This is a genomic window from Pseudoxanthomonas sp. GW835-FHT14C01 (genome assembly GCF_058793715.1).
In genome coordinates this window covers 877,518-891,251 of sequence record NZ_JBXAGB010000001.1, presented here as the reverse complement: position 1 = coordinate 891,251, position 13,734 = coordinate 877,518, and the positions used below count along the sequence as shown (strand labels likewise).

General features: G+C 69.6%; 12 protein-coding genes and 1 pseudogene. 9 read left to right on the top strand and 4 right to left on the bottom strand.

Annotated elements, in window-relative coordinates:
• Positions 1–32: 32 nt before the first annotated feature.
• Positions 33–428, bottom strand: coding sequence for a hypothetical protein (locus tag AC1Q5B_RS03895; RefSeq protein ID WP_492630409.1), 396 nt, complete (start codon positions 426–428; stop codon positions 33–35).
• A gap of 263 nt (positions 429–691) precedes the next feature.
• Positions 692–2,189, bottom strand: a pseudogene (locus AC1Q5B_RS03890) (AAA family ATPase).
• A 157-nt stretch (positions 2,190–2,346) separates the two neighbouring features.
• Between AC1Q5B_RS03890 and AC1Q5B_RS03885 the strand changes: the two are divergent.
• The 4 genes from AC1Q5B_RS03885 to AC1Q5B_RS03870 are packed head-to-tail and all read left to right on the top strand — an operon-like array spanning position 2,347 to position 6,025.
• Positions 2,347–2,979 carry a nucleotide-binding protein gene (locus AC1Q5B_RS03885; protein ID WP_313929374.1) on the top strand — a complete coding sequence of 211 codons (633 nt, stop codon included), beginning with the start codon at positions 2,347–2,349 and terminating at the stop codon, positions 2,977–2,979.
• A 21-nt stretch (positions 2,980–3,000) separates the two neighbouring features.
• Entirely contained in the window at positions 3,001–3,477 is a 477-nt protein-coding gene (locus AC1Q5B_RS03880) for a SixA phosphatase family protein (RefSeq protein ID WP_492630408.1), read from the top strand.
• Positions 3,474–4,058, top strand: a complete 585-nt coding sequence (locus AC1Q5B_RS03875) for a YceI family protein (protein ID WP_492630407.1) — start codon at positions 3,474–3,476, stop codon at positions 4,056–4,058. Before AC1Q5B_RS03880 ends, AC1Q5B_RS03875 begins: the two co-directional genes overlap by 4 nt.
• Positions 4,059–4,093: 35 nt before the next feature.
• Positions 4,094–6,025 carry a phospholipase D family protein gene (locus AC1Q5B_RS03870; RefSeq protein WP_492630942.1) on the top strand — a complete coding sequence of 644 codons (1,932 nt, stop codon included), beginning with the start codon at positions 4,094–4,096 and terminating at the stop codon, positions 6,023–6,025.
• Here AC1Q5B_RS03870 and AC1Q5B_RS03865 read toward each other — a convergent pair.
• Entirely contained in the window at positions 6,022–7,032 is a 1,011-nt protein-coding gene (locus AC1Q5B_RS03865) for an amidohydrolase family protein (RefSeq protein WP_492630406.1), read from the bottom strand. The genes AC1Q5B_RS03870 and AC1Q5B_RS03865 overlap by 4 nt on opposite strands.
• Before the next feature lie 90 nt (positions 7,033–7,122).
• Here AC1Q5B_RS03865 and AC1Q5B_RS03860 point away from each other — a divergent pair, with 90 nt between their 5' ends.
• The 5 genes from AC1Q5B_RS03860 to AC1Q5B_RS03840 all read left to right on the top strand — a co-directional run bounded on the left by AC1Q5B_RS03860 (position 7,123) and on the right by AC1Q5B_RS03840 (position 12,252).
• On the top strand, positions 7,123–7,551 hold the full coding sequence (locus tag AC1Q5B_RS03860) for a hotdog fold thioesterase (RefSeq protein ID WP_492630405.1): 429 nt from the start codon (positions 7,123–7,125) through the stop codon (positions 7,549–7,551).
• A 62-nt stretch (positions 7,552–7,613) separates the two neighbouring features.
• Complete coding sequence (locus AC1Q5B_RS03855; protein WP_492630404.1) at positions 7,614–8,411, top strand: lysophospholipid acyltransferase family protein; 798 nt, start codon at positions 7,614–7,616, stop codon at positions 8,409–8,411.
• 88 nt (positions 8,412–8,499) lie between these two features.
• Positions 8,500–9,492: a YheT family hydrolase gene (locus AC1Q5B_RS03850; protein WP_492630403.1), complete on the top strand. Its 993-nt coding sequence runs from the start codon at positions 8,500–8,502 to the stop codon at positions 9,490–9,492.
• Positions 9,493–9,542: 50 nt separating this feature from the next.
• Positions 9,543–11,612, top strand: a complete 2,070-nt coding sequence (locus AC1Q5B_RS03845) for a tetratricopeptide repeat protein (protein WP_492630402.1) — start codon at positions 9,543–9,545, stop codon at positions 11,610–11,612.
• A gap of 25 nt (positions 11,613–11,637) precedes the next feature.
• Positions 11,638–12,252: a YbhB/YbcL family Raf kinase inhibitor-like protein gene (locus AC1Q5B_RS03840; RefSeq protein ID WP_492630401.1), complete on the top strand. Its 615-nt coding sequence runs from the start codon at positions 11,638–11,640 to the stop codon at positions 12,250–12,252.
• A gap of 52 nt (positions 12,253–12,304) precedes the next feature.
• On the opposite strand, the gene AC1Q5B_RS03835 is transcribed toward AC1Q5B_RS03840, so the two are convergent.
• The gene (locus AC1Q5B_RS03835) at positions 12,305–13,726 is read right to left on the bottom strand and encodes a hypothetical protein (protein WP_492630400.1); all 1,422 of its coding nucleotides are present in this window, start codon (positions 13,724–13,726) and stop codon (positions 12,305–12,307) included.
• Positions 13,727–13,734: the final 8 nt, after the last annotated feature.

The following is a 13,734-nucleotide window of genomic DNA, read 5'->3' as shown; positions in this document are numbered from 1 at the left end:
CGGCGCAGCGACCGAAGGCCGCCGCCGAAGGATCACCTGCCCGGCGTACGCCGACGCAGGCAGCGGTCGTTGGCGACGGCGATGCGACGGTAGGGCCGCACACCGGCCGTTGCCAAGGTGATCAGGGCATCCTCGGCCGACGGCAGGGGCTTCGCGGCGAAAGCCCATGGCATCCAGAGCGCCAGGGCGGCCTGCGCGGCGGCAGTGTTGAGCGTCATTGCGCAATCCGCCATCGCGCCCCACGACTCCCAGGCTGCGGTTACCTTCTCGCGGGACATGCGTGCGAACTCGCGGCGATCGCGGGCGGAGGGGGTCGCACCTGCCGCCGCCAGCTTCGCCAGGCGGCGCGACATGACCGACGGCACCGCCATGCCCAGGTCGATCAGGTGCGTGCCCAGTACATCGGCGGGACGGCGGCGACGGGGCATGGCGAAATCTCCGTGGGAACGCCAGCCTGAGCCGCCGGCCGTATGCAGCCGGTGAAGCGTGCCAGTCTGTACGCAGGCTGGGTGAGCCGCAGGCGATACCCATCGCTCTTCGCATTACCGGCTCAGAGCACCAAGGCGCCTTCGCTGGAAGAACACACGATCCTGCCTACATCACGCGATGGGTATCGCCTGCGGCTCAACCCAGCCCACTCGTTCGCGACTTACGTCGCTCCCACGACCAGGGTTCGCGGAGGCAGCAGGCCTCAGTCTGCGGGGACCGTCCGCTCCCGCGCCCACTCGCGCAGCGCCTGCACCTGTTCGGCCATCAGCACCGAGAGGGGGCGCGTACCGCGGATCTCGTGCATGACCAGGTCGGTGTCGAGCGGCTTCTGTTCGGCATGCGCGGCGTACATCGCCGAGACGATGGCCTGTTCCAGTTCGGCGCCGGAGAAGCCGTTGGCCGCCGCGGCCAGGGCCGGCAGGTTGAAGCCTTCCGGGTCCAGTGCACGCCGCGCCAGGTGCACGCGCAGTACCTCGACGCGGGCGTCGGGCGAAGGCAGGTCCACGAAGAAGATCTCGTCGAAGCGGCCCTTGCGCAGCAGTTCCGGCGGCAGATCCTGCACCTGGTTGGCGGTGGCGACCAGGAAGACCTGCCCACTGGTGGCGCCCGCCTTGCGCTCGGCCATCCACGTCAGCAGATAGCCGAGCACGCGCCGCGAGACGCCGCCGTCCTCGTCGCCGCCGCCGGCCAGGCCCTTCTCGATTTCATCGATCCACAGCACGCACGGCGCGAGCTGTTCGGCCGAGGCCAGCGCGGCACGCAGGTTCTTCTCGGTCTCGCCGTGGTACTTGTCGTACAGCGTGCCGAAATCCAGCCGCAGCAGCGGCACGCCGAAGCCGGCCGCGGTGGCCTTGGCCAGCATCGACTTGCCGCAGCCCTGTACGCCGAGCAGCAGCACGCCCTTGGGCAGGTCCAGGCCGGGCGGCGGATTGCCGGACACGAACACCGCGCGGCGCTGCTCGATCCAGCGTTTGAGGCGCGAGGCCGGCGACATCGGCGAACCTCGCCGTGTCGTATTCGTAATGCAGGTGGCCGCTGCGGTTGAGCAGCTCGAACTTCAGCTTGTTCAGCGCCGGCAGATCGCTGGCGGTCAGCGCGCCGTCGGCGAAGATCAGCTGGCGCGCGATGCGGCGCGCATCGACCAGACTCAGGCCCTGCAGGTTGCGCACGATCTGCTTCACCGCCTCGCCATCGGCTTCGACGCGGCGGCCGCCGTGCTCGCGGGCGTAGTGCTCGGCTTCCTCGCGCACCATCTTCAGCAGCGCCGGTCCGTCGGGCAGGCGCGGGTTGAAGCGCACGGCCAGCGCTTCGAGTTCGGCCGGCAGCTCGATCTTCGCGCCGACCAGGACCACCACGTGCGGCAGGCTGTGGCGGCGCTGCATGATGTCGCGCAGCTGGCGCTGGCTGCTGGCGTAGCCCAGGTAGGGGTGGAAATCGAGCAGCAGGTAGATGCCGCGCTGCTCGGCCTGTTTGATGGCCTGCAGGGCGGCGCTGGCATCGGGCGGACCGACCGCGTCGTCCTCGCGGTCCATGTCCAGCCGGCGCAGGCCCTCGGTGATGCTCCAGCGGAACAGGGCCCGCCACACCTGGCCCAGCGCCTGCCGGAACAGTTCCACCACGCGGGCTTCGTCCTGGGTCTCGACGACGATCAGCGGCGTGTTGGCGCGGATCAGCGCGGTCAGGTCCTGCAGCTCGTTCATGGGGCATCCGGTCCGTGGGGACCGGCACGATAGCAAGCGGCGTACGGAACGGGGAGCCGGAAGGCCCGCGACGACGGGTCGCAGGGGCCGGGTGCGGCGGTTCCCGCTTCACTTGTCGCGGTGTACCCTCCGGGTTCTCCAGCAACGAGGTGCGCGCATGAAGACGATTCTGGTCGCCAGCTCCAAGGGCGGCGCGGGCAAGACCACCCTGGCGACCAATCTGGCCGCGTACTTCGCACTCGATGGCAAGCGCACCGTGCTGGTGGACGTGGATCCCCAGCATTCCTCCACCCGCTGGGCCGAGCGCCGCGCGGAACTGGAAACCGCGGTCCTGCCGATCGACGCCAGCGGCAAGCGCGCCTGGAAGGCCTGGCTGCCGGAAGACGCGGAGCGCGTGGTGATCGATGCGCCCGCCGGCGCCATGGCCGACGACCTCGACAGCTTCCTCGAACAGGCCGATGCCGTGGTCGTGCCGGTGCTGCCCTCGGCGCTCGACATCGAGGCGACGGTGGGCTTCCTGAACACCATGGCCAAGGTGCCGCGCGTGCACAAGCGCAAGCTGCCGGTCGGCCTGGTGGTCAACCGCAGCAAGCCGTGGACCAACGCCTCGCAGCAGGCGGTGGAGATGCTGAAGACCTGGCCCTACCCGGTCATCACCCAGCTGCGCGACACCCAGGCCTACGTGGTGATGGCCGGCCTGGGCCGCAGCCTGTTCGACTACCGCTCGGCCCAGGTGCGCGAGCACCAGGCCGACTGGGAACCGTTGTTGAAATGGATCAAGAAGGCCTGAGGCCTAAGGAGTCGTTGTCCCATGCGTGAACTGATCCTGCTGCGGCATGCCCATGCCGAACCGGCGACCACCGGCCAGTCCGACTTGGACCGCCCCCTGTCGCCGCAGGGCCTGGCCGAGGCCGAGGCCGTCGCGCGCTGGTTGAAGGAGCAGGGTCTGGTGCCCGACCGGGTGCTGTGTTCCCCGGCGCGCCGCGCGCGGGAGACGCTGGAAGCGGTGCTGGATGCGATCGGTTACGTGGAGCAGCGGCTGGAAGAACGGATCTACGAAGCCACCCCGGGCACGCTGGCCGACCTGGCCGACCAGCACCGCGAGGCCGAGCGCCTGCTGATGGTCGGGCACAACCCCGGCTTCGAGCAGCTGGCGGCGTTGATGTATTCCGGGGTGACCAGCGAGTACCGCGGCATGCCGCCGGCGGGCGTGGTGGTGCTGACGCTGCCGGTGGACGCGGCGATCGAGCCGGGCGTGGCCCACCTCTCCGCCTTCTGGTGGCCATGACGCAGTTCTTTCCCGGCGTGGCGCGGCTCGCCGTGCTGGGCTTGGGCGCGCTGCTGGCGGCGCCGGCCCTGGCCGACGGACGCAACGACTTCGATCCCGCGCATACACGGCTGGGTTTCGAGTTGCGTACGCGGTGGGGACAGGTGCTGGACGGCGTGTTCCAGCGCTATGAAGGCTCCGTGGAGCACCTGCCCGACGGTCGCCAGCAGGTGCGCCTGCGCATGTACACGCGCGACGTGGAAATCGACGGGCACGAGCGCTACAGCGAGTGGGCCCGCAGCGAGAAGTTCTTCGATGCCGATCGCTACCCGGTGGTCACGTTCACCTCCAAGCCCTACGACCCGATGCTGCTGTACGACGGCGGCACCCTGGAAGGCGACCTGAGCATCAAGGGCATCAGCCGCGCGCGCAGCCTGCAGGTGGCCCCCGCCACGTGTTCGCACCCGGCGGTGGGCTGCGACGTCGTCGCCACCGGTGCGGTGCGCCGCAGCGACTACGACATGGACGACTGGATGCTGGCGGTCAGCGACCGCGTGGTGTTCGTGCTGCGCGCGCGCATCCGGAGCGGAAAACACCAGTGACCTCCCGTTTTCCCACGCTCGCCGCGCGCTGCGCGGTGCTCTGCCTTGCGCTGCTGGGCACGGCCTGCGCCAGCCTGTCCGACCGGCAGCGCGACCGTGCCGCCGGCATCGCCGCCGCCGCCCGCTCGCAGGTGGTGGAATGCGCCCAGGCCGACGCCTGCGCGCTGCCGTCGCCGCTGTACGACCTGGCCGGCAAGGCGCGTGCGGAGTCCACGCCCGCCACGCCGCGCCACTATGCGGTGATCCTGGACAAGGGCTCGGATGCGCTGCTGGCGCGATTGAATCTGATCCGCAGCGCGCGCACGCGCATCGACCTGCAGACCTACATCTTCGACAAGGACGACAGTGCGCGGCTGGTGCTGGACGAGCTGCTGGCCGCTGCGCGACGCGGGGTGCAGGTGCGCGTGCTGATCGACCAGTTGTCGGCGATCGCCGACCTGGAGATCCTGGCCGCGCTGTCGGGTTCGCACCGCAACTTCGCCATCCGCATCTACAACCCGAGCTTCGGCAAGGCCAAGCTCAACTACCTGGACTATGCGGGCAGCGTGCTGTGCTGCTTCCGCCGCTTCAACCAGCGCATGCACACCAAGCTGCTGCTGGTGGACGACCGCATCGGCATCAGCGGTGGGCGCAACTACCAGGACGACTACTTCGACTGGGATGCGGAGTATAACTTCCGCGATCGCGACGTGCTGGTGGCCGGACCCGAGGCGGCGTCGATGGCCACCAACTTCCAGGCGTTCTGGGACGCACGCCGGAGCGTGCCGGCCGAGCGGCTGAACGATGTCGGCCGTACGCTGCTGAAGGAGGGCGTGCCGGCGATGCCGGTGCCGCGCTACCTGCGCCCGGAGCGCGTGCAGGCGGCGAGCGCGGAAGGGAACGATCCGGAGGTCATGCGCGCGCTGTTCGTCGAACCCGCGTTCGCGGTCGGTGCCGTGCGCTACATCGCCGACCTGCCGCAGAAGCACCGGCGCGAGCGTCGCGACGACGATGCGCCCGCGGCGCCGGAACTGGAGGCGCTGATCCGCGGTGCGCAGGAGGAAGTGCTGCTGCAGACGCCGTACCTGGTGATGTCGAAGCAGGCGCAGGCGATGTTCCGCGACATGCGCAAGCGCGAACCGCCGCCGCAGGTGGTGGTGTCGACCAACAGCCTGGCGGCGACCGACAACCCGATCGTCTATTCGATGTCGTTCAAGTACAAGCGCCGGTACCTGCGCGAGTTCGGCTTCCAGATCCACGAATACAAGCCGTTTCCGGAAGATGCCCCGGTGGACTACGCCGCCCTGATGCCGGAGGGGCCGCCGGTGGCGGCGCCGGGGCAAGGCGCCGGCAGGGGCGGCATCCGTGGCCCGTCGGGCTCGATCGGGCCCTCCAGCGGCGGCACGTCCGATAACGCAGCCGGCGAGAACACGCGCCGCCTGCAGCGCACCGAGTCGCGGCCGTCGTTCTTCAGCAGCGGCGCGGCGGCCGAGCCGCTGCCGTTGAAGCGCGCCGGCGTCCGCATGGGCCTGCATGCCAAGTCGATGGTGATCGACGGCGAGATCGCGGTGATCGGTACGCACAATTTCGATCCGCGCTCGGAGAACTACAACACCGAGGCGGCCGTGGTGATCGACGATGCCGCCTTCGCGCAGGCACTGGCCGGCAGCATCCGGCGCGACATGTCGCCGGAGAACGCCTGGGTGATCGCCCCGCGCGCCAAGCCGCCGGTGTTTTCCGGGCTGGACTACAGCCTGGGCAAGGTGTCCGAGGCGCTGCCGATCTTCGACATCTGGCCGTGGCGCTACGCCACCAGCTACGAGTTCAAGCCCGGACCCGAGTGTCCGTTGCCGGTCGGTCCGAAGGATCCGACCTTCCGCCAGTGCTACGTGGCCGTGGGTGACTTTCCCGAGGTCGATGTCGGCGCGAAGTGGCTGTACACGCGCGTGCTGACCGCCTTCGGCGCGGGACTGGTCCCGATCCTCTAGCGGCCACGCGGCGCGTGGTCCGCCGCGATCTGCGCCGGGGTCAGCCGGAGGAAGCGCGCGGCGTTGCCGTAGAGGATGTCGCGCTTCTGCGCGGCATCGAGGAAGGGCGCGGTCTCGATGGCCTTGATGCCTTCGCCGATCGCATCCGGCCAGTACATCTGGTCGGAGCCGAACATGATCCGCTTGCCGAAACCGGCGTCGACCAGGCGCCTGAGCGCGTCGTGGAACTGCGCGCGCGGGAACGCCCAGTTGTTGCATGCCACGTCCACATACAGGTTGGGATAGGCGAACAGCATCGCGATCATCTCGTCCACCAGCGGCGATCCGTAGTGCATCACGTAGATGCGCAACCGGGGATGCCGGCGCAGCACCTCCTCCAGCAGGAACGGCGATCCCAGGCCGGCGCGATAGGTTTCGTACCCGGGAAAGCGCGCCGTGGCCGGCGGTCCTTCACCGAGATGGACGGCGACCGGGACGTCGAGTTCCTCGGCGAGTGCGAAATAGGGCGCATAGCGCGGATCGTCCACGCGATGGCCGCGATACTGGATGTACACCTCGCCCAGCACGGCCAGCCTGCCCTGCGCATGCAGGCGGCGCAGGTCGTCCAGGCTCGGGTCGTCGCGCGTACCGAAGGCCACGCCCGGCATCAGCGTGTCGCCGCCCTCAACGCGTCGCCAGTCGTCCACACGTTCCACCGCGCCCTCGACCATCGCGCGCCGGACGTCGTGGCGACGCAGCGCGGCGAGCGAGCGGTCGCGCAGGTCGGCATCGTCCTTCGCGGCGAAGATCGGGCGGTCGCAGGTCGCAAGTGCAGCGACATCCAGGTCGTCGCGAGGGTCGAGGGTCGGTGCGAGCGCGCTCTGGTCGCCCGGGCAAGCGGGCATGCCCGCGGGCACTTCGTCCATCGCGAAGGCATGCAGATGCATGTCGATCACCGGTCCTCCGTGCGCGGGCGCGCCCGTCGCCGGAAGGCTGGCGGCCAGCAGCAGGAGAAAGGCGTGGCGCATGACCGGATCCCGACCGTCGATGCCGGGTAGAACGCGGCCGCTCGCCAGTGCAGGCCAGTAAGATGGACCTTCCGCGTATCGAGCCCCGCCATGAGCTTCCTGAAACCCGTCGACCTCGCTGCCGTCAACGCGCACGCCGCCAACACGCTGGTATCGAACCTCGGCATCGTGATCACGGAGGCGGGCGATGACTGGCTGCGCGGGACCATGCCGGTGGACGCGCGCACCGTGCAGCCGTACGGCATCCTGCATGGCGGAGCATCGGTGGCGCTCGCCGAGACGCTGGGCAGCGTGGCCGGCAACCTGTGCGTGGATACCACGAAAGAGATGGTCGTCGGCCTGGAGATCAACGCCAACCACGTGCGCGCGATGCGCAGCGGCGTGGTCACCGGCACCGCGCGGGCGCTGCATGTGGGCCGCAGTACGCAGCTGTGGGAAATCCGTATCGAAAACGACGATGGCAAGCTGGTCTGCGTGTCGCGGCTGACCCTGGCCGTCGTGCCCGTGGCCAAGGGGTGAGCCGCGAACACGGGCCGGTCACGCCCTCCCTGCTGCCACCTGACTCCTGCTATCGTGACGGCATGACGCCGCCCCCTGTTCATGTTGCTGGCGGCAGCGGCGTGGCACGGGCATTCCGTTACGCGTACCGCGTGCCGTTGCTGCTCATCCACCTGCTGGTCTTCCTGCCGATCACCCTGCTGTGCCTGTCGCCACTGCTGGTGTGGATCCGCGTGGGCGACGAGAGCCTGGGCGACGTGGCGGTGCGTGGGTGGTCGAGCGGGCTGATGCGGATCTTCGGCTTCCGCCTTCGCCGCGTCGGCACGCCGTTGCCGGGCCCGACCCTGTTCGTGGCCAACCATGTCAGCTGGATCGACATCGAGGCGCTGCACAGCCAGCGCATGATGGGTTTCGTGGCCAAGCAGGAGATCCGCGGCTGGCCGGTGGTGGGCTGGCTGGCGGCGCAGGGGCAGACCATCTTCCATCAGCGCGGCAGCCAGGAGTCGCTGGGCGGCGTGCTGCAGGCGATGATGCGACGCCTGCGCGAGGGCCGTTCGGTCGGCGTGTTCCCCGAGGGCCGCACCCGCGACGGCCACGCGGTGGGACCGTTCCATGCGCGCATCTTCCTGGCCGCGGTCGAGGCCGACGTGCCGGTGCAGCCGGTGGCGCTGCGCTACGGCGCGCGCGGCAGCGCACAGCCGGTGGTGGCGTTCGGGCCGAAGGAGAGCTTCTTCGCCAACTTCCTGCGCCTGCTCGGCGAGCCGGCGCGCACGGCGGACATCTGCTTCCTGAAACCGATCCGCAGTGCCGACGTCGAAGGCAGGCGCCGCATCGCCGACCTGTCGCGCGAACGCATCGTGCAGGCGATGGCGGGCGGCTGAGCGGCCGGCATGCCGGCGTTGCGACGTATTCGAGGGAATACTCGGTTTACCGGTGCCACCCTCATGCCGACGCTGCCGCGATGACCCCATGATCACTGCCGCCGATTTCCGACCCCCGCGCTGGCTGCGCAACCCGCACCTGCAATCGGTGCTGGGTTCCAGCGCGCTGCGCCGCCGGCGTGCGCTGCGCGCGCTGGCGGCCAGTGGCGCGGTGACGCTCGAGCACATCGTGGACGGCGGCGACGGCGTACGCCTGCAGGGTTTCCACAGCCAGGTGGCCGGACGCGAGGCGCACGGGCTGGTGCTGCTGCTGCACGGATGGGAAGGCAGTGCGGATTCCAACTACATGCGGCTGACCGCGGCGCAGTTGCTGGCGCGCGGCTTCGATGTGTTCCGGCTGAACTTCCGCGACCACGGCGATACCCACCACCTCAACGAGGACCTGTTCCACTCCAACCGGCTCGACGAAGTGGTGCATGCCGCGCTCGATGTGTCGCGACGGTTCGCCGGCGAGGTGCCGATGCGGGTGGCGGGCTATTCGCTGGGCGGCAACTTCGCGCTGCGGCTGGCGCTGCGCGCGCCGGAGGCCGGGCTGGCGCTGGCGCACGTGGCGGCGGTCTGTCCGTTGCTGGATCCGGCCACGACGATGGACAGCATCGAGAATGGATTGCCGCTGTACGACTGGTACTTCGCGCGCAAGTGGCGCCGCTCGCTGGAGCGCAAGCGCAGCCTGTTCCCGCAGCGCCACGATTTCGACGACACGGTGCTGGCGCTCGACATCCGCGCGCTGACCGACTGGCTGGTACAGCGGCATACCGCCTTCGGGACCCTGGACGCCTACTTCGACGGCTATGCGATCTCCGGTACGCGGCTGGCCGGCCTCAGCGTGCCGACGCACATCCTGATGGCCGAGGACGACCCGGTCATCCCTTTCGACACGTTCCGCGACTGGGCGTTGCCGGCCCAGGCCACGCTGGAGATCGCGCCGTGGGGCGGCCACTGCGCCTTCATCGAGAATGCCGCCGGCGATGGCTATGCCGAGCGCTGGGTGGCCGAACGCCTGGCCGGCAGCGCCGCCTGAGCCGGGAAGCCCCGGTACAATCGGCATTTGACCGAACGCTGGTAACCGCAATGTACGACCAGATTCTGGACGCCCTGCGCCGCGGCGCCCTGAGCGAAGCCCTGACCGCTGCCGACGCCCTGGTGGCCGAGCGCCCCGACGACCCGCAGGCGCTGCGCTGGCTGTCCACCGCGCAGATGCAGAACGGGCAGCCCGACGCGGCGCTGGCGACCATCGACCGCGCCATCGCGCTGGCGCCCGACAACGCCGACCTGCATCTGGCCCGTGCCGGCGTGCTGGTGGGCAGCCGCCGCAACGAGGACGCGCAGGCGGCGCTGAGCCAGGCGACGGGGCTCGATCCCAACCAGTTCACCGCCTACCTGATCCAGGGCCAGCTGGCCCTGGGCCGCGGCGACCTGGACGAGGCCGAGCGTTTGGCCCGCCTGGCCGCCCGCGTGTCGTCCGACCATCCGCAGCTGGCGGCGATCACCGGCATGGTCGCCCTGCGTCGCGGCAACGCCAATGACGCGTTGAAGATCGTCTCGGCCGCCCTGCAGCAGGCGCCGGACGACATGCAGCTCCGCTACGCGCTGGGTTTCATCCACATGGCGATGGAGCACTGGGCGTTCGCGGAGCAGGCCTTTCGCGGCGTGGTCGAGAAGGTGCCGGGGTCCGACAACCTGCGCAGCCTGATCGCCGACCTGATCCGCCGGCAGGGGCGTCCCGCCGATGCCGCCGACGAACTGGTGCCGCTGGTCGCGCTGAACAACGCGCCGGCGCTGCATCGTTACATCGGCCACCTGCGCCTGGCCGCCGGACAGAACGAGGAGGCGCTCGCCGCCCTGCGCATCGCCCTTGCCGGGCAGCCGCGCGACCGCGATACCGTGCTGGCGATCATCGAGGCCTGGCGTCGCCTGGGCGCGCAGGACGATGCGCGCAACACGCTGGATGCCGCCCTCGCCACCACCTCGGATGCGCATGACCTGTGGCTGGCGCGCCTGCTGTTCGAAGCCGTCGGCAGCGCGGAAGCGCGCGCGGTGGTCGAACGCTGGGGGGCGGCCATGCCGCAGCACGTGCCCGCGCTCGAGGCGCAGATGTCGGTGTTCGATGCGGCCGGCGATGACGAGGCCGCCGAAGCGGTGGCGCGTCGCATCGTCGAGCTGGAGCCCGGCCGCGCCAGCGGCGAGCAACGGCTGGTCGAAGGCTTGCTGCGCCGCGATCCGATGGCGGCGATCGCGCGGGTGGGCGAGTTGGCGAGCAAGGCCACGGAGCCCCAGCACAAGCGAGGCCTGCGCAGCTGGCAGGCGTTCGTGCGTGATCGCGCGGGTCGGTATGCTGATGCCGCGGATACGTGGGCGGAACTGGCGCATGAACTCGCTTCTACGCGTCTGCCATTGTGGGAACCGAGTGGCGCACAGGGCCCTTGGCCAGACATCGCGCCAATTCCGATGATATCCGCCGGCAAGCCGTATCCCATTTTCCTCTGGGGAGCGCCAGGTACGGTAGTTGAGTCGATCGCCGGTGTGCTGGGAGCCATCAGCAATCGGTTGCGTGGGGATCGATTCCTGCCCGAGCCTCCGGTTGATCCGATGCAGAGCTACCACACGCCCGCCCGGCTGGTGTCTGGCGAGCTGTCTGGGGAATCCTGCATTGCGGAATGGCGAACGACTTTGGCCAACCGCTCAGAGGATGGAGGCATCGTCGATTGGTTGCCGTGGTGGGACAACGCTTTGCTGCTGGCTCTGCGCCCCTACTTGCCTGAGGCGCTCCTGATCATCGCAGTGCGCGATCCGCGCGACGCTTTCCTGGACTGGCTGGCGTTCGGTGCGCCGATGCCGCTCGCACTGGACAACCTGGATCACGGCGCCGAATGGTTGGCTGGACTTTTCGCACAGGTCGCCGAGTTGCACGAACAGGACCTGTTTCCCAGCCGCCTGATCGCGATGGATGACATAAAGGACGATGCCGCGGCCGTGGCGCAAGCGCTGGGTCGCGCGCTGGGTGCGCAGCTGACGGAGCCGCCCTCCTCCGGCGCACGGCGATTTCCCGCTGGCCACTGGCGCCACTACGCACAGGCACTAGCCGGGCCGTTCGCCGTGCTGACGCCGGTGGCGGTGCGCCTGGGCTACCCGGAAACCTGATTCCCCTAACTTGCAGGAGCGACGCATGCGTCTGTGGAGCGACAGTTTCGAGCACACGAAGCCCATCCCGGCCGAGTTCGCCATGGGGCAGCCAGATGGTTTCGCCGCCAACCGCAATCCGCATCTCGCGTGGGACGGCGTGCCGGACGGCACGAAATCCTTCGCCCTGCTGTGCATCGATCCCGACGCACCAACCGTGCCGGACACGGTCGGCCGCGATGATGTGCAGATCCCGGTCGAACAGCCGCGCGCGCACTTCATCCACTGGGCGATGGCCGACATCGCCGCCGACGTGCGTGAGATCGCGGCCGGCAGCTGCAGCGACGGCGTCACTGCGAAAGGCAAGCAGCAGCCTGCCGGGCCGGCGGGTGCGCGTCAGGGCCTGAACGACTACACCGGCTGGTTCGCCAGCGATGCGCAGATGGGCGGCGACTACCAGGGCTACGACGGTCCGTATCCGCCGTTCAACGATCTGCGTACGCACCGGTATTTCTTCCGCCTGTTCGCCCTGGATGTCGCCACGCTCGAGCTGCCGGCACGTTTCACCGCCGGCGATGTGGAGCGGGCGATGCAGGGGCACGTCCTGGCAGAAGCCGCGACCTACGGCACCTATTCGCTGAACCCGTCACCGCAAGCCTGAGTTGCACCGCTGCGGGCCGGCGCCGAGCGGCACCGCCGCGCGGTCGCCGGCGTCATCGGCCTGCGGACCGCCAGTACCAGCGTCCGTCTGCGTCGATCACCAGGCAGGCACCCGTCGACGGGCAGGCGCGCGCCATCGCGATCCGTTCCGGCGCAATGTCCAGCCGCCATGCCAGTCCCATCTGGCCGATGGCATAGAAACGCTGCTCGTCTGCGACGCTCACGTGCAGCGGCGTGGCGACCGGCTGTCCTTCCAGCGCCTGAAGCGTCGCTTCCGCCCAGTGCGCCCGGCCGATGAGGCCGGGATGATCGAGCCGGCGCGTGCCTTCCACGGCAATCCACGACGAAACCGCGAGCAGCGCCGCGACAACAAGGGCGAGGCGGTCCTCGGCGATGCAGCGCGCCAGCACGACGACCGGCAGGATCGCCGCGATGGCGGCGTAGTACTCGTAGCTGTTCCAGGCGAACAGGAAGTAGGGCGCGTACGCGAGACCGGCGAATACGACGACGCAGGCCCATTGCAGGCGCGTCAGCAGTGAACGACCGCGCCAGCCGGCGATCGCCCATGCCGCCAGCATCGGCAGCGCCGTGGCCGCGATCCATGCCAGGCCGTGCAGGCGCTCACCCGCGACCGCCATGCGCATCGCTTCGCGCGGGACGTTCAGCAGCCAGGCCACGAATGACGCCGCATTGCGCACGACGTTCGTGCCAAGGCTCAGGTCGTAGGACGCATCGGTGTTGGCGGTGAACCGCGCGCGTAGCAGCAGCCAGGCCACGACGACGGCGACGCAGGCCAGCCAGGCGGCGGCTTCGCCGCGATCCGGTCGGCGCGTGGTGGCGAACACGGCAACCACGAGCATCAACGCCGGCGTCAACGCCGCAGACTCCTTGCTCAGCAATGCGAGCGCCAGCACTGCCGGCAGCGAGGCCAACAGCATCGTCCGCAGCCTCCCTTGGCTGCCATCGCGTACGCTGATCCACGCGGCCAGCAGCAAGGTGGTGAACAACGTCAGCATCGCGTTGTTCGCCGCCGCCGCCCAATGCACGGGCAGCAGATGCATCGTCAGTCCGCCATACGCAGCGCCCGCCAATGCGGCGATGCGGCCAGCGTTCGGCCAGCGACAGGCCCGCGCCAGCCGGAAGGCGAACAGCACGACGCCGAGCGTGGCCAGGACATGCAGGGCCAGGCTGACGACATGTGCGGCATGCGCGCTGCCGCCCAGCGATGCATCGATCCAGCGCCAGTAGCCTTCCTGCGACAGCGGTCGCCAGAAGCGTGGAGGCGACGACGGCCAGAAATCCGACCACCATGGCGCGCCGGCGGCGTTGGTCGCGTGCGCGGCATGCAGAAATACGTAGTCGTCGCCCCAGAACGGCGTCTGCAGCGCCGGCCACCACATCAGCAGCGCGGAGGCCGCGAGCAGCGCGGCGGCGATCCAGGGAAGAGGAGGAGCGTTCCTTGCGGGGTGGTCCATGAGGGCGC